The following is a 19,610-nucleotide window of genomic DNA, read 5'->3' as shown; positions in this document are numbered from 1 at the left end:
TCAGCCTCGGTTGCGAGCGAGAAAGTCCAGCAGCACCGGGAAGTACGCTTGAGGTTCCTCATAAAACGGCATATGGCTGCTATTGGGGAATACGTGCAGTTCGGCGTGTGTGGCGGCCAGCTTCATGCGCATGGCGCAGGCGGGGGTCAGTTCGTCGTGCTGGCCGGTAGTGATCAGGATCGGCATCCTGAATTCAGCCATCTCCTTGAGGCGGTTCCAGTCCTTGAGATTGCCAATATAAAGGAACTCGTTGGGGCCCTGCATGGTTGCGTAGGGCCCCATGTTCCAGTCGCCCAGGGAGCGTTTGAGCGGCTCCGGCCACTCGTCGAGGCGGCACACATGGCGGTAGTTGAGCAAGGTGATGGCGGCCTGGTATTGCGGGTGGTCGAGGGTGCCCATGGCTTCGTGGCGTTGCATCATGGCCACGGTTTCGCTGCCCAAGGCGCCTCGCAGGCGTTCGAGTTCCTGGGACAGATGGGGAATGTCGCCGACGGTATTTTCCAGGATCAGGCTTTTCAGCGCATCGGGATAATGGATGGCGTATTCGATACCGAGCCAACCGCCCCAGGAATGCCCGAGCAAATGCACGCGGCCCAGGCCCAGGGCTTGGCGCACGGTCTCGACTTCTTCGACATAACGGCGGATTTCCCACAGCGCAACATCGGTCGGTCTGGCTGATGCGCCCGTGCCAAGCTGGTCGAATGCAACCACTCGCAGGTTATGCGTTTTGAGCCAGCCATGAGCGTCACGCAGATAGTCACACGGCAGGCCTGGGCCGCCGTTGAGACACAGCAGCACTTCATCGCCTTCGCCAAAGCTGTAGACCACGAGGTTATGGCCGTCGACTTGTACGTTGTACTGCTGGTCGGGGGCAATTTCACGCCACATGCATACATTCCTTGTGTTGTATCGGCCTGGCGGGTAGCGGCCGTTTATCAGGTCAACACTACCGAGGATACCGTGCGTCCATAACCTAGTATTTCCTATAGGTTTGGCCTGGCTGTCCTTCGCCGGGGCGTGGCATTCTACTTGCAGCAAGTCGAGATTCAAATGAATTCGGGAGCAGAACGGATGCTGGCCAAGCTGACCGCCTTCAATAATCGCCTCATGCCGGGCAGGAGCCTGGATGAACAGATGGACAATACGTTTATTCTCGCCCAACAACTGGGCTTCGATGCGCTGGTGTACGACTACACGCCGGTGCCCATCGACCTCAATGGCACGCTGATTACCCCCTCGGTGTTGCAACTGCGCAACACACCGCCCGACTGGCACGCCTTATGGTGCAGCGAAGGGTTTTACCAGATCGACCCGGTGCAGCACCTGGCGTTGAGCACGGTATCGCCGTTTGTCTGGTCCTATGAAGCGAAAACCGAGACCGCCCTGCAAAAAATCATCGACCCGTGCCACGCCCCCGTTTCCTCGTACCTGCACGAACGTGAACTGACCTGCGGCGTCAGCGTGCCCATTCACTTGCCCCGTGGTGGCTTCGCATCGCTGACCGGCCTGCGCACCGGCAAGGCGCGCACGGTATTGAAGGACGCACAGCACACATTGGCCGACTTCAGCCTGATCACCCATGCCCTGCAGGAAGCGGCTTACCCGTTGTTCAGCAAGGAACTGCGCGCCTACCCGCACATCCACCTGACCAAGCGCGAACGCGAATGCCTGAAATGGGCCGCCGATGGGCTGACCGCCGCCGAAATCGCCACCAAACTGAGCCGCTCCCTGGCAGTCGTCACCCTGCACCTGGCCTCGGCCATGCACAAACTGGGGGCTAAGAACCGCGTCCAAGCGGTGGTGCGGGCCACCCATTACCGCTTGCTGGAAGGTTGAGTTTTCGCAAAAACCTAGCTGTTTTGCTAGTTACCTAAACTTTTTGTTCAGATTATCGTAACCCTGATCATTTTTTTCAGGGGTACGAAATGGAATTCATCGAAAAAGTTCGCGAAGGCTTCGCACCCTTTGGCGCCTACCAGACCTGGTATCGCGTCACCGGTGACCTGGGCACGGGCCGCACGCCGCTGGTGATCATCCATGGCGGCCCGGGCTGCACCCACGATTACGTCGATGCCTTCAAGGATGTCGCCGCCAGCGGCCACGCGGTGATCCACTATGACCAACTGGGCAACGGTCGCTCCACGCACCTGCCCCACAAAGATCCTTCGTTCTGGACCATCGGCCTGTTCCTCGACGAGTTGAACAACCTGCTGGACCACCTGCAAATCAGCGAGAACTACGCGATCCTCGGTCAATCCTGGGGCGGTATGCTGGGCAGCGAACACGCGATCTTGCAGCCCAAGGGCCTGCGCGCGTTTATCCCCGCCAACTCACCGACCTGTATGCGCACCTGGGTCAGCGAAGCCAATCGCCTGCGTAAACTGCTGCCCGAAGGCGTGCACGAAACCCTGCTCAAACATGAACAGGCCGGCACTTTTCAAGACCCGGAATACCTGGCGGCCTCGCGGATTTTCTATGACCAGCACGTGTGCCGGGTCAACCCATGGCCCGAGGAAGTGGCGCGCACCTTCGCCCAGGTCGACGCAGACCCGACGGTGTACCACGCCATGAGCGGCCCGACTGAATTCCACGTGATCGGCAGCTTGAAGGACTGGAACGTGATTGGCCGCCTGGACGCGATCAAAGTGCCGACCCTGGTGATTTCCGGTAGGCATGACGAAGCCACACCGCTGGTGGTCAAGCCGTTTCTGGATGAGATAGCAGACGTGCGCTGGGCACTGTTTGAAGACTCCAGCCACATGCCCCATGTGGAAGAACGCCAGGCGTGCATGGGGACCGTGGTGAAGTTTTTGGATGAGGTGTGTTCAATGCCGCACAAAGCCCGCAAGGCTGGCTAGATTCCAATGTGGGAGGGGGCTTGCTCCCGATGACGGTGTATCAGTCAATATCTTCAGTGGCTGACACACTGCTATCGGGAGCAAGCCCCCTCCCACATTTTTAGACCTCTGTGGTTTCGGGTTTTGCGGCTTTCTTCGAGGTATCCGCTACCAGAGGAATCTCCTTACCCTCTGCATCAAACAACTTCCCGCCCCGGTAATAATCCCCATCACGCAGCGCGGCCACGTCGCGAAAGCACAGGCTGCGCTCAGTCCCCGCCACAAACACTGACTGCTGGTCCGAGTTACCCGCGGTGAAGTGGTTGAACGCCAGGTTCAGCAAGATCGCCATGATCGCCGACGAACTGATACCCGAGTGGAAGATGGTCGCGAACCAGCTCGGGAACTGATCGTAAAAGCTCGGCGCGGCGATGGGGATCATGCCAAAGCCGATGGACGTGGCAACGATGATCAGGTTCATGTTGTTGCGGTAATCCACCTTGGACAGCGTACGAATGCCACTGGCCGCGACCGTGCCGAACAACACGATCCCCGCGCCACCCAGCACCGAGGTGGGCACCGCCGCGATCACCCGCCCCATAAAGGGCAACAGGCCCAGCACCACCAGGAACACCCCGCCGGTGGCCACCACAAAGCGGCTCTTCACACCGGTCACCGCCACCAGGCCGACATTCTGGGCGAACGCGCTTTGGGTGAACGAACCAAAGATCGGCGCGAACATACTCGACAGCATGTCGGCGCGCAGGCCATTGCCCAGGCGCTTGGAGTCAACCTTGGTGTCGATGATCTCGCCCACTGCGAGGATGTCCGCCGAAGTTTCCACCAGCGTCACCATCACCACGATGCACATGGAAATGATCGCGGCCACATGAAAGGTCGGCATACCAAAGTGGAAAGGTGTAGGAAAGCCAAACATCGGCCCTTGCGTGACGCTGGAGAAGTCAGCCATGCCAAGCAGTACGGCGATTACTGTGCCGATCACCATTGCCAGCAGGATCGACAAACGCGAGATCGTGGCGCTACCGATTTTGCTCAATAGCAGCACCAGCACCAGAGTCAGGGCCGCGAGGCCGACATTCGACATGCTGCCGAAATCCGCCGCACGGCTGTTGCCGCCCATTGCCCAGCGCGCAGCCACTGGCATCAGCGTCAGACCGATAGTAGTGATCACGATGCCGGTCACCAGTGGCGGAAAAAATTTGGTAATGCGTGAAAACACCGGGGTGATCAACAGGCCGATCAACGACGCGGCCATCACCGCACCGAGAATTGCCGGAATACCTCCCGCACCGTCGCTGCCGACAATCGCCACCATGGTCGCCACACCCGCGAACGACACGCCCTGCACCAGTGGCAACTGACAGCCGAAGAACGGCAGGCCAAGGGTTTGCAGCAACGTGGCCAAGCCACCGGCAAATAACGACGCGGCAATCAACAGACCAATATCCGCCGGCGACAACCCGGCGGCCTGGCCGACGATCAACGGCACGGCGACGATGCCGCCGTACATGGTGAGTACATGCTGCAGGCCGTAAGCCATGTTGGCGGCAACGCCCAGATTTTCATCTTCGGGCCGCTGCGGTGACGCCTTCGGGATAGTCATGGTGAGGGGTTCTCTGTTTTTGTTGTGCGCTCACTGTATGCAATATTCAGACTGTATGTCCATAGAGTTGTATACAATCAATCGAACAAGATACCCTCCCGCGGCGTTACAAAAATAATCCGGCCGTCATGAGCCAGAACGCCAAAGGACAAAAATAATGAAAAAGGCACTACAGGGCGCAACCGTTGCATTGACCCTTCTGGGCGGTGGTGAGGCTGTCGCGGTGGAATGGATGAACAACAGCGTAGGATTTCGCTACGGCCAGCACTTCACCAATCCGAACAACCCCGACGATTTCAGCAAGCGCATCTACAGCTTCACCCACGCCAGCGGCTACCGCTATGGCAGCAACTTCCTCAACCTCGATGTGTTTCTGTCCGATAGCCGTGACCCACGCAAGGGTACCGACCATGGCGGCAGCGAGGTGTATGCCGTGTACCGGCACCAGCTGTATGCCTCGCGCGTGTTCGATCTGCCGCCGGGCACCGGGTTGATCAAGGATTACGCCCTGACCCTGGGTTTCGACGCCAACCGCAACAACAACTTCGCCTCAGCCAAAAAGCGCGCGCTGGTGATCGGCCCGACCTTGAAGTTCAACACCGTCGGCGTGCTGGACCTGAGCCTGATGTACTACAAGGAAAAGAACCACACCGGCATTCCCGGCGCGCAAGAGTCGAACCACACCTTCGACGACACCTACATGCTTAACCTGACGTGGATGCGCCCGTTCGAGGTCGGCAACCACGCGGCGAAATTCCAGGGGTTTATCAATTACGTCGGGGAGAAAGGCGAGGACTATCATGGCCGCGATACCGCGCCGGAAGGGCTGATGCGTACTGCGCTGATGGTGGCGCTGCGGCCGGGTAAAAGCGTCAAGCCGAACCTGTATTTAGGAGTGGGCTATGAGTACTGGCATAACAAGTTCGGCGTGGATGGTGGCCGTGGCAGCCGCACCTCAACGCCGACGCTGAACATGGAAGTCACGTTCTAACTGAAGAAACGCAAAAAAATGTGGGAGCTGGCTTGCCTGCGATAGCGGTGTATCAGTGCCAGATGGGCTAACTGACAGACCGCTATCGCAGGCAAGCCAGCTCCCACAGTTTGATCGTATTGCCAGCTCAGGCGCTGGCCAGTTCGGAAGTATTGCGCTTCGGCCGCGCCAGCCAATACCCCAACACCGCCAGCGGCGCCGTCGCCAACATCACAATCACCGTGATCATCAGCGGTTGCTCGATCATCGACGACACCAACAAGCTGGCCAGGAAGCACAGGCCCAGTTGCAGGGTGTTTTGCAGGGCCGCGGCCTTGCCGGAGTTTTCGGCAAATGGCATCAGCGCATTCGCCACCACGATCGGGTAGCTGGCGCCGTTGCACAGCGCCATCAGGCAGAACGGAATCAGCAAGGTGGTCAGGGTCGGCACGCTCAAGGTGGCCACCAGGTACAACGCCACCATACTCAGGCAATAGGCGCCCAGCAACCACGGCAACAGGGTTTTGCCCGCCAGGTGCTGCAAGGCGCTGCGGCAACTGTAGCCGCCAACGAGAAACGCCAGGGTCGGCAGTACGTAGCTCAGGCCGATGTCATTCGGGCTGTAACCCATGCCGCCGAGGATGAACGGCGAGGCCGTGAGCCATGCGAAGAAGCTGGCCGAACAGGCGGCGAAAATCATCACGTTGCCGGTAAACACCCGCGAGGTGAGCAACTGTCCATACCCCAGACGCGTGGGTCCGTCCTTGTGCTCCACACGCTTGGGCAGGCTACGCAGGAACAAGGTCGGCAACAGCAGCAACAGCGACACCACCAGCAACACGCCGAAGATCGCCTGCCAGCCAAAGTGATTCAACACCATGGCACCCAACAACGGTGCAAGGGCCGGCGACAGCGACATCAACGGCATAATGCTGGCGAAGACGCGATGGGCCTTGTCGGCCGGGTAGCGATCAATCACCAATGCCTGCCAGCTCACGGCCGCGGCACACACACCAATCGCCTGTATAAAGCGCAGCGCCAGCAGTTGCGGGGTGGTCTCGACCCAGAACATGCCCAGGCAACCGAGCACAAACAGGCTCAGGCCGGCGAGCAGGATGGGCTTGCGCCCCAGGCGGTCCGAGAGCGGCCCCCACACCAACTGCCCCACCGCAAAGCCGGCGAGAAAAATGCTCAAGCTGGCACCCACCGCGCCAGCACCAATATTCAACTGCTCGCCCATGGCGCCAAACGCCGGCAAGTACATGTCCATGGCGAGATAGCCGAGCATACTCAGCCCCGCCAGATACCAGGTAAAACCAAAAGAATTTTTCATCGAAGCCTTGTAAAAACTGCCATCAAACTATTTGCTGACTGGCGCCCATTATGAAGCTGACAAAACCTGTGTGAAGCGATAATAATTGGACACTCTCATCAATAATTTTGAAGGCAGCACACATGTGGTCGGAATATTCTCTGGATGTGGTCGACGCCGTCGCCCGTCACGGCAGCTTCAGCGCCGCCGCCCAGGAACTGCACCGCGTACCGTCGGCCATCAGTTACACCGTACGCCAACTTGAAGAATGGCTGGCCGTGCCCTTGTTTGTGCGCCGGCATCGCGACGTGGAACTGACCCCCGCAGGCCGCCTGTTTATCGACGAAGCCCGCAGCGTGATGAAGAAAATGCTCGGCACCCGACGCTTGTGCCAGCAGGTGGCCAATGGCTGGAGCGGCCAGTTGAAGGTGGCGGTGGACTCCATCGTCAAACCCCAGCGCTGCCGCCAATTGGTGCTGGACTTCTATCGGCAGTTTCCCGAGGTGGAACTGCTGCTCGAATACGAGGTGTACAACGGTGTATGGGATGCGCTGGCCGATGAGCGCACCGACATCGTGATCGGCGCCACCAGCGCAGTGCCGGTGGCCAGTCACTTCAGCTTCCGTGACATGGGCCTGTTGAACTGGCTGTGTGTGGTCAGTGCTCGGCACCCCTTGGCGGCGGTGGAAGGCTTGCTCAGTGATGACCAATTGCGCCCTTTCGCCTCACTGTGCATGACTGACACCTCGCGCAATCTGCCCAAGCGTGACACCTGGACCCTGGATAACCAGCGCCGCCTGGTGGTGCCCAACTGGGCTTCGGCCCTGGATTGCCTACGCGATGGGCTGTGTGTAGGGATGGCGCCGGCCCATCAGGTATTGCCATGGATCGAGCGCGGCGAGTTGGTGGCGCTGCAATTGAGCCGGCCCTTTCCAGCCAGCCCATCATGCGTGGCGTGGGCGCAAAGCAAGCTTTCGCCGGCCATGGCGTGGTTGCTGGAATACCTGGGAGATACCGAAACCATGAACCAGGAATGGCTGAATGGCCCCTCCCTCTGAACCCCACACTTTGATTGCATTTCAATCCAGCAATCGGGTGATGGCACGTACGATCATTTCGACTTCCTTGCTGTGCAACGTCAGCGGCGGCAACAGGCGAATGATCTTGCCCCGTGTGACGTTGATCAGCAGCCCGTGCTCCTGGGCGGCACGTTGGGCCAGGTCGCGATAAGGGCTGGCCAGCTCAATCCCGATCATCAAGCCTTTGCCACGAATTGCCCGGACGTGCGGGTGCCCATCCAGCTCCATGCGCAAGCGCGCCAGCAAGTGTTCGCCCTGGTGTGCGGCGTTTTGCAACAAGCCTTGCTCATGAATGATATCCAGCACGGTGCAACCGACACGGCACGCCAGCGGGTTGCCACCAAAGGTGCTGCCATGACTGCCTGGGGTGAACAGCTCGGCGACGGCGGCGCGGGCCAGGCAGGCGCCGATGGGCACGCCATTGCCCAGGCCTTTGGCCAGCGTCATCACGTCTGGCACGATGCCTTCGTGCTGGAAGGCAAACCAGGCGCCAGTGCGCCCGATGCCGGTCTGGATTTCGTCGAGCATCATCAGCCAGCCGTGGCGCGTGCAGTGATCGCGCAAGGCTTTGAGGTAACCCGCTGGCGCCACCACCACACCACTTTCACCCTGGATCGGCTCAAGCAGCACGGCTGCGATGCGCGTGCCGAACTGCGCAGTGATCACCTCCAAAGCCTGCATATCGCCAAAGCCTACCTTGATGAAATCCCCCGGCAGGCGCTGAAAGCCCAGGCGCACCGACGGCCCGTCGCTGGCGGCCATGGTGCCCAGCGTGCGGCCGTGAAAGGCGTTCTCCATCACCACCACCAACGGTTGTTCAATGCCTTTTTTCCAGCCATGCAAGCGCGCCAGTTTCAGCGCTGTCTCGTTGGCCTCGGCGCCGGAGTTGTTGAAGAACGCGCGATCGAGCCCGGACAGCTGCGCCAGGCGTTGGCCCAGACGTTGTTGCCAGTCGATGCTGTAGAGGTTGGACGTGTGCAGCAGCAAACCGGCTTGTTCGCTGATAGCTGCCACCAGCCTGGGGTGGGAATGGCCGACATTGGTCACCGCCACGCCGGCGACAGCGTCCAGGTATTCGCGGCCCTGCTGGTCCCAGAGGCGCGTGCCCAGGCCACGGGTGAAGCTCAGGGCCAAGGGTTGGTAGGTGCTCATCAGGCAGGCGGCGGTCATGGTTGCGGCTCCAGTGCATCGTTGCGGTGATGGAAGTATCGTTAACCACCTGCGCTGGATAAACTGCGAATATCTGCAATGACTTTAAACCAGGGCTTGATAATGGATCTGTTCCAGGCAATGTCGGTGTACGTGAAAGTGGTCGAAACCGGCAGCATGACTGCCGCCGCGCAAGAATGCGGGATGTCGACCACCATGGTGGGCAACCATCTGCGGGCGCTGGAGCAACGGCTGGGCGTGAGCTTGCTCAAACGCACCACGCGTAAGCAGAACCTGACCGAATTTGGCGGCCAATATTATCAGCGCTGCCTGGAAGTGCTGGGGCTGGTGGCGGACTCCGAACTGCTGGCCGAGCAAATCCACAGCGAAGCTCCTAAGGGCAGCCTGCGCATCACAGCGCCTCCCGTGTTCGGCACCGAACGCCTGGTGCCGGCCTTGAGCGAATTTTCCCAGCGCTACCCGCTTATCGACCTGTACGTGGTGCTGGGCAATGAACGCATGGACCTGGTCGACAGTGGCTTCGACGTAGCGATCCGTCTCGGTGAACTGGGGACCTCCAGCCTGATCGCCCGGCCTATGCAGCCCTATACGCTCACCCTCTGCGCATCGCCTGCCTACCTGGCGCGACGCGGCACGCCGCAGACCCCGCAGGACCTGCAACAACATGACTGCCTGGCATTCGCCTACCCTGCGAACGACAACTGGCGTGACACCGACAAACTGTGGCGCATGAGCGAGGATGGCAGCGAGGTGGAGGTTCCGGTGGCGGGGTCATTGACCATCAACAGCTCGCAAGGCTTGCGCCAGGCGGCCGTCAACGGCATGGGCATCACGATGCTGGCCGACGCCTTGGTGCAACCGGACCTGGAGAGCGGCAAGCTGGTGGCCCTGTTAACCACGTATAAATTGCCCAGCCGCCCGATGCACCTGCTGTATCGCCATGACCGTTACCGCCTGCCCAAGCTGCGGGCATTCGTCGATTTCGTCATGGAAAAGTGGGCACATTAAAGGCCACGCCCAACGCCCGCAAACGCGCAGCGGTACGCTCGGCCGATACATGATGAATGCCCTGCCAACCCAAGGCGATAGCGGCCTCGGTGTTGCCGGCGACATCGTCAATAAACACCACTTCATTCGGTTTTATGTCCGGCAGGTGAGCGCGGATCTGATCAAGGCTGGCGTGGTAGATAGCCGGATCAGGCTTGATCAATTCCAACTCGCCGGACACGACGATGTTTCGAAAGAGTTGCAGGAACGGATAGTGGGCCCGGGCGTAGGGGAAGGTCTCCGCCGACCAGTTAGTAAGCCCGAACAACGGCATATCGGCCTTGTGCAACGCCTTGAGAATCGCCACGCCGTCGGCTAACTCACCGCGCAGCATCTCGTGCCAGCGCTCGTAGTAAGCCTGGATCAAGAGTTCGTGATCGGGATGCAGGTCAATCAGGGTGCGGGTGGCTTCGGCCAGGGTACGACCGGCATCTTGCTCGGTGTTCCAGGCCTGGGTGCAGATGTTATCGAGGAACCACTGCCGCTCTGCCTCATCGGCGATCAGCTTGCGGTACAGGTGCTGCGGGCTCCAGTCGAACAGGACACCGCCGAAATCAAAAACTACTGCACGAATCGTCATCAGATCCTCCGTTGGCGTGGCTTGATAGCAGCTGGAGTCTGGCAGATCTGGAAGAGAGAGGCGCGCGCCGGGGCGTAAGAAGTGTCTGAAAAGACTCGGATCAACTGTGGGAGGGGGCTTGCTCCCGATAGCAGGGTGTCAGCCACTGAAGATAGTGACTGATACACCGCCATCGGGAGCAAGCCCCCTCCCACATTTTGGTCTGGATCAGACCTTAAGCTTGAATCAGGCCGTTGATTTTGACGGTCGGGTTCACGTCCGCGTCGTAATCCACGCCGTCAACTTCAAAGCCGAACAAGCGCAGGAACTCAGCCTTATAGCCGGCAAAATCGCTGATTTCGTTGACGTTGTCGTCGGTAACCTGGTTCCATAGCGCGGCCACGGCGTCCTGGACCTTCGGTTCCAGCTCGGCCAGGTCGGCGCGCAGGCGGCCATCGGCGTCGAGCTTAGGTTCTTTACCGTACAGGCTGTCCTTGAACAGGCCGTAGACTTGCTCGATGCAGCCTTCGTGGGTGCCCTGCTCTTTCATCACCTTGAACAGCAACGACAGGTACAGCGGCATGATCGGGATCGCCGAGCTGGCCTGGGTCACCACGGCCTTGAGCACAGACACGCGGGCGTCGCCCTTGAGCGCCGCGAGGTTTTCGCGCAGGGTCAGGACTTTCTTGTCCAGGTCTTTCTTGGCTTCGCCGATGGAGCCGTTCCAGTAGATGTCCTGGGTCAGCTTCTCACCGAGGTAGGTGAAGGCGGTGGTCTTGGCGCCTTCGGCCAACACATCGGCGTCACGCAGGGCGTCGATCCACAGCTGCCAGTCTTCGCCGCCCATGACCTTCACGGTGCCGTCGATTTCTTCCTGGGTTGCAGGCTCAAGAGTGGTGTCTACCACTACGCCCTTGTCGGTATTGATACCGCGCAGGGTCACAGCCTTGCCGATGGGCTTGAGGGTGGAGTTGTGCACCACGCCTTGCGGGTCGGTACGGCGCGGCGCGGCCAGGCTGTAGACCACCAGGTCGATCTTGCCCAGGTCTTTCTTGATGGTGTCGATGGTCAGGCGCTTGATCTCGTCGGAAAACGCGTCGCCGTTGATGCTCTTGGCGTACAGGCCTTTTTCCACGGCAAACTTCTCGAATGCCGCGCTGTTGTACCAGCCGGCGGAGCTCAGCTTGCCTTCTTCGCCTTCTTTCTCAAAAAACACGCCCAGGGTGTCGGCGCCGCAGCCAAACGCGGCACTGATGCGCGCGGCCAGGCCGTAACCGGTGGAGGCGCCGAGGACCAGCACCTTCTTGGGGCCGCCTTCGATGACGCCATTCTTGGTTACGTAGTCGATCTGCTCTTTGACGTTCGCTTCACAGCCAACAGGGTGGGCGGTCACACAGATAAAGCCACGAACCCGCGGTTTGATGATCATAAAAATTTCTGCCTCTTCCAAGGTGCCGAAGGCCAATGGTGGCCATTCAACTTCAATCGTACCGGTCTATGACGTCCAAAAAACCGAAGCGTCACGATAGTCGCAAATCTTCTGTTCTCAAAATTCAATCCACAAAACGTCGAAGCCTGCACGGCAACGGTTACAAATTGTGCAGCGGCTTCACAATTTCACCCTATTTAAAAACGCCTGCCGGCGCCAGAAACCCCTATGATGACGACATTGTTTCAATATGTTTCGGCCTTGGAGCCTCGTTTCATGAGCAAAAATGCTGTCGGCAAAAAGCTGGTGTCCCTGGCGTGGGCACTCGGCGTTCTGCTGTTGATCTATTGTTTCCCGCGCAGTTGCCTGGTGTTTCTGCTGTTGGTGGTGTGCTGCGGCGTTTATGACTTCCTGCGTAACGGCCTGTACGACCGCGACACCATCAAGAAATACTTCATCGGCAACGGTCGCAATACCTGGGTGCTGGCACCGTTCAACACCCTGCTCGATCTGCTGAGCAGCCGCAACCGCCATGTCTATACGATGCAAGACCTGCCACCGGCCTGGCGCGAAGACCTGCAACAGGTGATCGACGACGCCATGGCCCGCAAGGATGAAATCATCGGTTACCTGGACGAACGCATGGCCGAGAAGAAACGCGGCATGTTGTTTTTCCAGTGGTACGGCCGCCCCATCGAGACCACGCTGGATATCCCGCAACTGCGCATGAAATTGCCATTCGTGAAGACCATCGGTGTCTCGGTATTCAACGAGAACCGTTCCACGTCCTTTCACTTCGGCCCCCTGCGCATGATGTTCCGCGTGCTCTACAACATGGCCCCGGCGCCCCACCACGAAGGCGTGTATATCCAGGTAGGCAAGCACAAGCACTACTGGCACGACGACCCGCTGTTCATCTTCGATGACACCCTGATGCATGCGTCCTTCAACAAAAACGACGCCAAGCGCTACTGCCTGTTCATCGACATGGTGCGCCCGACCTTGCTGCCGTCAGTGCTCAACGCCGTGATCGCAGGCTTTGCCGGGCTGGTCTTTACCCTGCGTCGAGTTTTCTACAAAAACTGGAAGCTGATTCAGTAAGTTCTGCGGCATGATGGTGCTGGACGGTATTTGCGCTGGGCCTCGCGCCTGAGGTAAATAACCGTCTCGTGCGACCTTAATTGGCGCTCACCATTCTCAAGCCATCGCCCCGAAACGGGCGCGGTGGCTGTGCTTTCAAGGAATCAGAATGCTCCAACGTCAAGTCATCAATGCCTCCGTCAGCCCCAAGGGCAGCCTCGAAACCCTGTCCCAACGTGAAGTGCAGCAACTGAGTGAAGCCGGCACCGGCAGCATCTACACCCTGTTCCGCCAATGCGCCTTGGCCATCCTCAACACCGGCGCGCATATCGACAACGCCAAGACCATCCTCGACGCCTACAAAGACTTTGAAGTGCGTATTCACCAGCAGGACCGCGGCGTACGCCTGGAACTGCTCAACGCCCCGGCCGATGCCTTTGTCGATGGCGAGATGATCGCCAGCACCCGCGAGATGCTGTTCAGCGCCTTGCGTGACATCGTCTACACCGAGAACGAGCTGGACAGCCAGCGCATCGACCTGAGCAACTCCCAAGGCATCACCGACTACGTGTTCCACCTGCTGCGCAACGCCCGCACGCTGCGACCGGGTGTGGAGCCCAAGATCGTGGTGTGTTGGGGCGGCCATTCGATCAACACCGAAGAATACAAATACACCAAGAAAGTCGGGCACGAACTGGGCCTGCGCAGCCTCGACGTGTGCACCGGTTGCGGTCCTGGCGTAATGAAAGGCCCGATGAAGGGCGCGACCATTTCCCACGCCAAGCAACGCATCACCGGCGGGCGTTACCTGGGCCTGACCGAGCCTGGAATCATCGCCGCCGAAGCACCGAACCCCATCGTCAATGAGCTGGTGATTTTGCCGGACATCGAAAAACGCCTGGAAGCCTTCGTGCGCGTCGGCCACGGCATCATCATCTTCCCCGGCGGCGCCGGCACGGCAGAAGAGTTTTTGTACCTGCTGGGCATCCTGATGCACCCCGACAACCGCGACGTGCCGTTCCCGGTGGTGTTGACCGGGCCCAAACACGCCGCGCCTTACCTGGAACAGCTGCACGCGTTCGTCGGCGCCACCCTCGGCGAAGCGGCGCAGCAGCATTACCAGATCATCATCGACGACCCCGCCGAAGTGGCGCGCCAGATGACGGCCGGCCTCAAGGCAGTGAAGCAGTTCCGCCGCGAGCGTAACGACGCGTTCCACTTCAACTGGCTGCTGAAGATCGACGAAGGCTTCCAGCGCCCGTTCGATCCTACCCACGAAAACATGGCCAGCCTGCAACTGAGCCACGCGCTGCCGCCCCATGAACTGGCAGCCAACCTGCGCCGGGCGTTCTCGGGGATTGTGGCGGGTAACGTCAAGGACAAGGGCATCCGCCTGATCGAAGAGAACGGCCCGTATGAGATCCACGGCGACCCGGCGATCATGAAACCGCTGGATGAATTATTGAAGGCGTTCGTGGCCCAGCACCGCATGAAACTGCCGGGCGGCGCGGCGTATGTGCCGTGCTATCGCGTGGTGCAGTGAGGTAGCGGCGGTAGGTCATAGTTTGTATCTGTTTGGGGCGTAGCCAACGGTGTGAGGATCGAGCATTCGGACTAGGGTTTTACTACCGACTGACTCACACCTGCGAGCGACCTATGGACCAACGGATATTGTCCTCTGTCATTCCTTACCCTAAGGTAAGGAATATCACGATGGAGATCTTCACTATGGCTACCGCCACACTCACTTCAAAAGGGCAAATCACCATCCCTGTCCAGGTCAGGACAGCCCTGGGCCTGGAAACAGGCGACCGGGTGGAATTCGTCGAGATGGAAGACGGCAAGTTTTCCATGATCGCCGCCAGCAAAACCGTCAAGGACCTCAAGGGGTTGATCCGCAAACCCGCTCACACCGTGTCTATCGAAGACATGAACCGAGCCATCGCGGCCCAGGGAGCAACCGCTGGATGATCGGCCTGGATACCAACGTGCTGGTGCGTTATGTGACCCAGGACGACCCGGTTCAATCAGCTAAAGCATCCCAACTGATCGAATCGCTCACTGCCGCCTCACCCGGTTTTGTCAGCCTGGTGACGCTTACGGAGCTGGTGTGGGTGTTGCAGTCCTGCTACCAGTCGACCAAAAGCGACGTGGTGACGGTGCTGGAAACCTTGCTGCACACACGGGAACTGACCGTCGAGCACGCCGATATCATCTGGCAGGCCCTGCGCAAGTTCACCGCAAGCAAAGCGGACTTTGCCGACTGCCTGATCGAACGCTGTGGCCACGCAGCCGGTTGCGAGTACACCGCCACCTTTGATCTGAACGCGGCCAAGGCAGCGGGGATGAAACGGATCGGCTAGGCCGGCTTTTTTGTAGGAGCGAGCGTGCTCGCGAAAAACGCCAACGATTACGCGAGCACTCAGGGAGCACGCGGTGCCTGTGGTTTTTTCGCGAGCAAGCTCGCTCCAATGGGAGATGGCGTTGGGTCAGCGGACCCAGCCACCGATCTGCCAATGGTAGCCATCATTGCGCTGCACCCAGTGCGGGTGTACGTAACGATAACCCTGACGCACCGGTTCCCAATGGCCGTGCACTGCTACATAACGCCCGCCCTCCCAACGCCAGTAACCGCGTGACCAGATATAACCTTCGCGCACCGCCGGCTCGACTTCGATCACCTGCACCGGCGGCGGTTGCGGCGCCACCACATCAACGTACTCGTGTTGTACCGGCCTGCGCTCATGCACAACACGCTCTTGCACACACCCGGAAGCGGCGACCACCATGGCGGCCAATGCTGCATAACGTAGCAACATACAAAACCCTCGGGCGCGAACGCCCAACACCTGCATCAGAAAGAATTCCTTCCTTTGTTGCAGCCGGGCCCTGCTTGGGCCTGGGTTATTTTTAACAGGAGATGTCTGTCAGATTGCTGAACCTGTAGACCTTTAACGTGCCTCCCGGCGACCGCCACGGTGATGAACCTTCATACCGGACCAAAACGTCCCAGCACAGCCTCGACAAAGCACCGCAACTTGGCAGTGCGCTGGCGGTTTGCGGTGTAGACCAAATGCATCGACCGGCTTGGAGCCTCAAACTCCGGTAGCACCCGCACCAACTCGCCACTCGCCAACGCCGTTCGCAGAAAGTCTTGCGGGCCGAGCACAATGCCAAAACCATCCAATGCCGCCGACATCAATGCCCGGCTTTCATTGATGAGCAAACGACTGGCCACTCGTACCTTGTAGGAAACCGTGCCCTGGAAGAACACCCACTCTCGATCCGCCGGACGCGATGAAAAGGTGTACCCCAGGCACTCATGACGCTCAAGATCCGCCGGCTTCTGAGGTGTGCCTCGCGCCATCAGGTAAGCCGGTGCAGCGCAGGCCACCAACCGATAAGGTGCCAGGGGTCTCGCTGTCAGGCCGCTCGTGCCCAACGGACCAATGCGAAACGCGGCGTCGTAGCCCTCCTCCACCAAGTCGACGAAACGATCCGTCAGGTGCAAATCGAGTTCTACCTGTGGGTTGTCACGTAAAAACCCGGTGATCAACGGCATCAAGCTGTAGGAGCCAAAGGTCACCGGGGCGGTGACCTTCAGCTTGCCGCGCGGCGTGTCGTTCATGACCTGTGCCAGGGAGTCGGCGGCCTCGGTCTCCGTCAGGATATGCTTGCAGCGTTCGTAATACTCCACTCCCAGTTCAGTCAGGCTTTGTCGACGCGTAGTGCGGTTGAGCAATCGCGCACCCAAACGTTGTTCCAACGCGGTGACATGCTTGGCCACCATCTGCGGCGACATGCCCAAGCGTTCGGCGGCCCTCGCATAGGAGCCCAATTCAGCGGCTATCACGAAGGCGTTCATGCTTGATAGGCGGTCCATCATTCCCAACTCCCAGTAACAACACCCACACCGAAATGCTGATTTATCACGTTATGGTTGCCAATCATCATAGCCACTTCCTACTTCCACTGGAGCAAGCACATGAAGATTGGCGTGATTGGAGCAGGTTTTATCGGGCGTGCCGTGGCGCAACTGGCGCTTGCCGCCGGGCATAAGGTGATGTTGAGCAACTCCCGCGGCCCACACACCATGAGCAGCGTGGTGAGCGGCATACTCGGCGTACAAGTGGGCAGCGCGGATGATGCCGCCAGGTTTGGCGATGTGGTACTCGTGGCGACTCCGCTGGAGCACTACCGCAGCGTCCCTGCCCAATGGCTGGAGGGCAAGACGGTGATGGACGCCAACAATTACTACCCCGATCGCGATGGGCATATCCCGCAACTGGACCGGTTTGAAACCACCACCAGCCGATTGCTGGCCGACCATTTGCCGCAATCACACGTGGTAAAAGTATTTAATGCGATCTTCGCCCCAGACCTGACGCAGGATGCCCGCCCGCGCGGCGCTCCTGACCGCCGCGCGTTGCCAGTGGCAGCAGATCACGCTGCGGCAAAAGCGCAAGTGATTACGTTACTCGACGAACTGGGCTTCGATGCCGTGGATGCCGGAGGGCTGGATGAAAGCTGGCGATTCGAGCGGGCTAAACCGGCGTATTGCGTACCCCTGAACCAAGCGGGCTTGAAGGCTGCGCTGGCAGCGGCCGAGCGTACGGTTGAGCTGCCCCCGGTGGAGCGACACCCGCCGCGCGCCTGATCGTTCACGCACAAAAAAGCCCGCTGACCGTCACCGGTTCAGCGGGCTTTTTCGTGGGTGTTGCTTACAGCGCCAGGTCAGACGCCGGCTTGCTCGGCTCAGCCGCAGGCTTGGCAGCCTCGGTAGCCTGTGGAGCAGCCAGTTGCGGGATCGCTGGCGGTGGTGTCAGTTGCAGCACACCGGCCGTGTAGGCCCATTCCTTGGCAACAGCTTCAGGGCTGTCGTTCAGCTTGGTGCCGTAGCTTGGCACGATCTGGTGCAGTTTTTCCTGCCAGGCCGGGCTTGCTACCTTGTCCTTGAAGACTTTTTGCAGCACGGTCAGCATGATCGGAGCCGCGGTGGACGCGCCTGGCGATGCACCCAACAGGCCGGCAATGGAGTTGTCAGCAGAGCTGACCACTTCGGTACCGAGTTTCAGCACGCCGCCCTGCTCTTCGTCACGCTTGATGATCTGCACGCGCTGGCCGGCTTGCCACAGGCGCCAGTCGGACTGCTTGGCGTTCGGGAAGTACTCTTGCAGCGCCTTGAAGCGGTCGTCGTCCGACAGCATCAGTTGGCCGGCGAGATACTCGACCAGTGGGTATTCACGAATACCGACTTTGGTCATGGGCCAGATGTTGTGGGTGGTGGTGCTGGTCAGCAGGTCCAGGTACGAGCCTTCTTTCAGGAACTTGGTCGAGAAGGTCGCGAATGGGCCAAACAGGATCACGCGCTTGCCATCCAGCACGCGGGTGTCCAGGTGCGGCACCGACATCGGCGGCGAACCGACCGAGGCTTTACCGTAGGCCTTGGCCAGGTGCTGCTCGGCGATTGTCGGGTTCTCGGTCACCAGGAACGAACCACCGACCGGGAAGCCAGCGTATTCCTTGGCTTCCGGAATGCCCGACTTCTGCAGCAGGTGCAAGGCACCGCCGCCGGCGCCGATGAACACGAACTTGGCGTCGGTTTCAGTTTTGGTGCCGTCTTTGAGGTTTTTGTAGCTCACACGCCACGAACCGTCGTCGTTGCGGGTGATGTCCTGCACTTCGCTCGACAGCTTCAAGTCAAACTTCGGCGTGGTTTGCAGGTGAGCGACGAACTGGCGGGTGATCTCGCCGAAGTTCACGTCGGTACCGATCGGGCTCCAGGTGGCCGCGATTTTCTGGCTCGGGTCACGCCCTTCCATCATCAGCGGAACCCACTTGGCGATCTGCGCCGGGTCTTCGGAGTACTGCATGCCGGCGAACAGCGGGCTGGCCTTCAGGGCTTCGTAGCGCTTTTTCAGGAACTTGATGTTGTCATCGCCCCACACAAAGCTCATGTGCGGTGTGGAGTTGATGAACGAACGCGGGTTCTTCAACACGCCCTGCTGAACCTGCCAGGACCAGAACTGACGGGAAATCTGGAACGCTTCGTTGATCTCGACCGCTTTCGGGATCTCAACGTTGCCGTTCTTGTCTTCCGGGGTGTAGTTCAGCTCAGCCAGGGCCGAGTGACCGGTACCGGCGTTGTTCCAGCCGTTGGAGCTTTCTTCGGCCACGCCATCGAGGCGCTCGACCATCTCCATCGACCAGTCCGGTTCCAGCTCATTGAGCCAGACACCCAGGGTCGCACTCATGATGCCGCCGCCGATCAGCAGCACATCGACTTTCTTTGCCTCTTCCGCGTGAACGGACGTGATCCCCATCGACAAAGCCAGCCCCAGCAGGGCAGTGTTTACTTTTTTAAACATCAGTAGCACCTATGATAAAACGCCATCCGCCCTACCGCCCCCGATCATGAGTAACCCTCGTTCACGCTACGTCAGGCAACGTACCGCGGGGTCTGCACATTCACATGAAGGCTGCAGGGTGGGCACACAAGGCCG

19 protein-coding genes are annotated in these 19,610 nt (G+C 59.7%); 10 read left to right on the top strand and 9 right to left on the bottom strand.

What is annotated here, in order from left to right:
- Positions 1-888, bottom strand: coding sequence for a proline iminopeptidase-family hydrolase (locus tag LJX92_RS08090; protein WP_228309550.1), 888 nt, complete (start codon positions 886-888; stop codon positions 1-3).
- Positions 889-1,071: 183 nt separating this feature from the next.
- Between LJX92_RS08090 and LJX92_RS08085 the strand changes: the two genes are divergently transcribed.
- Both LJX92_RS08085 and LJX92_RS08080 read left to right on the top strand, forming a co-directional pair.
- Positions 1,072-1,836, top strand: a complete 765-nt coding sequence (locus LJX92_RS08085) for a LuxR family transcriptional regulator (protein WP_005786276.1) — start codon at positions 1,072-1,074, stop codon at positions 1,834-1,836.
- 89 nt (positions 1,837-1,925) lie between these two features.
- Positions 1,926-2,858 carry a proline iminopeptidase-family hydrolase gene (locus LJX92_RS08080; RefSeq protein WP_228309548.1) on the top strand — a complete coding sequence of 311 codons (933 nt, stop codon included), beginning with the start codon at positions 1,926-1,928 and terminating at the stop codon, positions 2,856-2,858.
- Positions 2,859-2,958: 100 nt separating this feature from the next.
- On the opposite strand, the gene LJX92_RS08075 is transcribed toward LJX92_RS08080, so the two are convergent.
- Positions 2,959-4,461 carry a nucleobase:cation symporter-2 family protein gene (locus LJX92_RS08075; RefSeq protein ID WP_032877188.1) on the bottom strand — a complete coding sequence of 501 codons (1,503 nt, stop codon included), beginning with the start codon at positions 4,459-4,461 and terminating at the stop codon, positions 2,959-2,961.
- A gap of 157 nt (positions 4,462-4,618) precedes the next feature.
- Between LJX92_RS08075 and LJX92_RS08070 the strand changes: the two genes are divergently transcribed.
- On the top strand, positions 4,619-5,452 hold the full coding sequence (locus LJX92_RS08070; RefSeq protein ID WP_032877189.1) for a nucleoside-binding outer membrane protein: 834 nt from the start codon (positions 4,619-4,621) through the stop codon (positions 5,450-5,452).
- A 127-nt stretch (positions 5,453-5,579) separates the two neighbouring features.
- Here the strand turns inward: LJX92_RS08070 and punC are convergent, their stop codons facing one another.
- A complete protein-coding gene (gene punC, locus LJX92_RS08065; RefSeq protein WP_228309546.1) occupies positions 5,580-6,764 on the bottom strand; it encodes a purine nucleoside transporter PunC in 1,185 nt (394 codons plus the stop codon).
- Between the two features lie 122 nt (positions 6,765-6,886).
- On the opposite strand from punC, the gene punR reads away from it, so the two are divergent.
- Complete coding sequence (punR, locus tag LJX92_RS08060) at positions 6,887-7,801, top strand: DNA-binding transcriptional activator PunR (protein ID WP_032877190.1); 915 nt, start codon at positions 6,887-6,889, stop codon at positions 7,799-7,801.
- Between the two features lie 21 nt (positions 7,802-7,822).
- On the opposite strand, the gene LJX92_RS08055 is transcribed toward punR, so the two are convergent.
- A complete protein-coding gene (locus LJX92_RS08055) occupies positions 7,823-8,992 on the bottom strand; it encodes an aspartate aminotransferase family protein (protein WP_228309544.1) in 1,170 nt (389 codons plus the stop codon).
- Between the two features lie 102 nt (positions 8,993-9,094).
- On the opposite strand from LJX92_RS08055, the gene LJX92_RS08050 reads away from it, so the two are divergent.
- Positions 9,095-10,000: a LysR family transcriptional regulator gene (locus tag LJX92_RS08050; RefSeq protein ID WP_032877192.1), complete on the top strand. Its 906-nt coding sequence runs from the start codon at positions 9,095-9,097 to the stop codon at positions 9,998-10,000.
- Here LJX92_RS08050 and LJX92_RS08045 read toward each other — a convergent pair.
- Positions 9,978-10,619 carry an HAD family hydrolase gene (locus LJX92_RS08045; RefSeq protein ID WP_228309543.1) on the bottom strand — a complete coding sequence of 214 codons (642 nt, stop codon included), beginning with the start codon at positions 10,617-10,619 and terminating at the stop codon, positions 9,978-9,980. The two genes, LJX92_RS08050 and LJX92_RS08045, sit on opposite strands and share 23 nt — an antisense overlap.
- 214 nt (positions 10,620-10,833) lie before the next feature.
- Positions 10,834-12,027 (bottom strand): enoyl-ACP reductase FabV, encoded by a 1,194-nt coding sequence (gene fabV / locus LJX92_RS08040; RefSeq protein WP_032881058.1) that lies wholly within the window; start codon positions 12,025-12,027, stop codon positions 10,834-10,836.
- A 276-nt stretch (positions 12,028-12,303) separates the two neighbouring features.
- On the opposite strand from fabV, the gene LJX92_RS08035 reads away from it, so the two are divergent.
- The 4 genes from LJX92_RS08035 to LJX92_RS08020 all read left to right on the top strand — a co-directional run bounded on the left by LJX92_RS08035 (position 12,304) and on the right by LJX92_RS08020 (position 15,470).
- Positions 12,304-13,128 carry an aspartyl/asparaginyl beta-hydroxylase domain-containing protein gene (locus LJX92_RS08035; protein WP_228309542.1) on the top strand — a complete coding sequence of 275 codons (825 nt, stop codon included), beginning with the start codon at positions 12,304-12,306 and terminating at the stop codon, positions 13,126-13,128.
- 148 nt (positions 13,129-13,276) lie between these two features.
- Positions 13,277-14,650, top strand: coding sequence for a nucleotide 5'-monophosphate nucleosidase PpnN (gene ppnN / locus LJX92_RS08030; RefSeq protein WP_032877195.1), 1,374 nt, complete (start codon positions 13,277-13,279; stop codon positions 14,648-14,650).
- Between the two features lie 170 nt (positions 14,651-14,820).
- Positions 14,821-15,078: an AbrB/MazE/SpoVT family DNA-binding domain-containing protein gene (locus tag LJX92_RS08025; RefSeq protein WP_005786256.1), complete on the top strand. Its 258-nt coding sequence runs from the start codon at positions 14,821-14,823 to the stop codon at positions 15,076-15,078.
- Positions 15,075-15,470, top strand: coding sequence for a PIN domain-containing protein (locus tag LJX92_RS08020; RefSeq protein WP_228309541.1), 396 nt, complete (start codon positions 15,075-15,077; stop codon positions 15,468-15,470). The genes LJX92_RS08025 and LJX92_RS08020 overlap by 4 nt, the downstream gene beginning before the upstream one ends.
- Positions 15,471-15,596: 126 nt before the next feature.
- On the opposite strand, the gene LJX92_RS08015 is transcribed toward LJX92_RS08020, so the two are convergent.
- Positions 15,597-15,926 carry a YXWGXW repeat-containing protein gene (locus LJX92_RS08015; RefSeq protein WP_005786252.1) on the bottom strand — a complete coding sequence of 110 codons (330 nt, stop codon included), beginning with the start codon at positions 15,924-15,926 and terminating at the stop codon, positions 15,597-15,599.
- A gap of 170 nt (positions 15,927-16,096) precedes the next feature.
- Complete coding sequence (locus LJX92_RS08010; RefSeq protein ID WP_228309540.1) at positions 16,097-16,993, bottom strand: LysR family transcriptional regulator; 897 nt, start codon at positions 16,991-16,993, stop codon at positions 16,097-16,099.
- Positions 16,994-17,092: 99 nt separating this feature from the next.
- Between LJX92_RS08010 and LJX92_RS08005 the strand changes: the two genes are divergently transcribed.
- Positions 17,093-17,764 carry an NADPH-dependent F420 reductase gene (locus LJX92_RS08005; protein WP_032877198.1) on the top strand — a complete coding sequence of 224 codons (672 nt, stop codon included), beginning with the start codon at positions 17,093-17,095 and terminating at the stop codon, positions 17,762-17,764.
- A 64-nt stretch (positions 17,765-17,828) separates the two neighbouring features.
- On the opposite strand, the gene mqo is transcribed toward LJX92_RS08005, so the two are convergent.
- On the bottom strand, positions 17,829-19,475 hold the full coding sequence (gene mqo, locus LJX92_RS08000; RefSeq protein ID WP_072434393.1) for a malate dehydrogenase (quinone): 1,647 nt from the start codon (positions 19,473-19,475) through the stop codon (positions 17,829-17,831).
- Positions 19,476-19,610: the final 135 nt, after the last annotated feature.

The organism is Pseudomonas sp. HN8-3 (assembly GCF_020790195.1).
Classification (GTDB): Bacteria; Pseudomonadota; Gammaproteobacteria; order Pseudomonadales; family Pseudomonadaceae; genus Aquipseudomonas; species Aquipseudomonas synxantha_A.
This window is presented reverse-complemented; position numbering and strand designations above follow the sequence as displayed.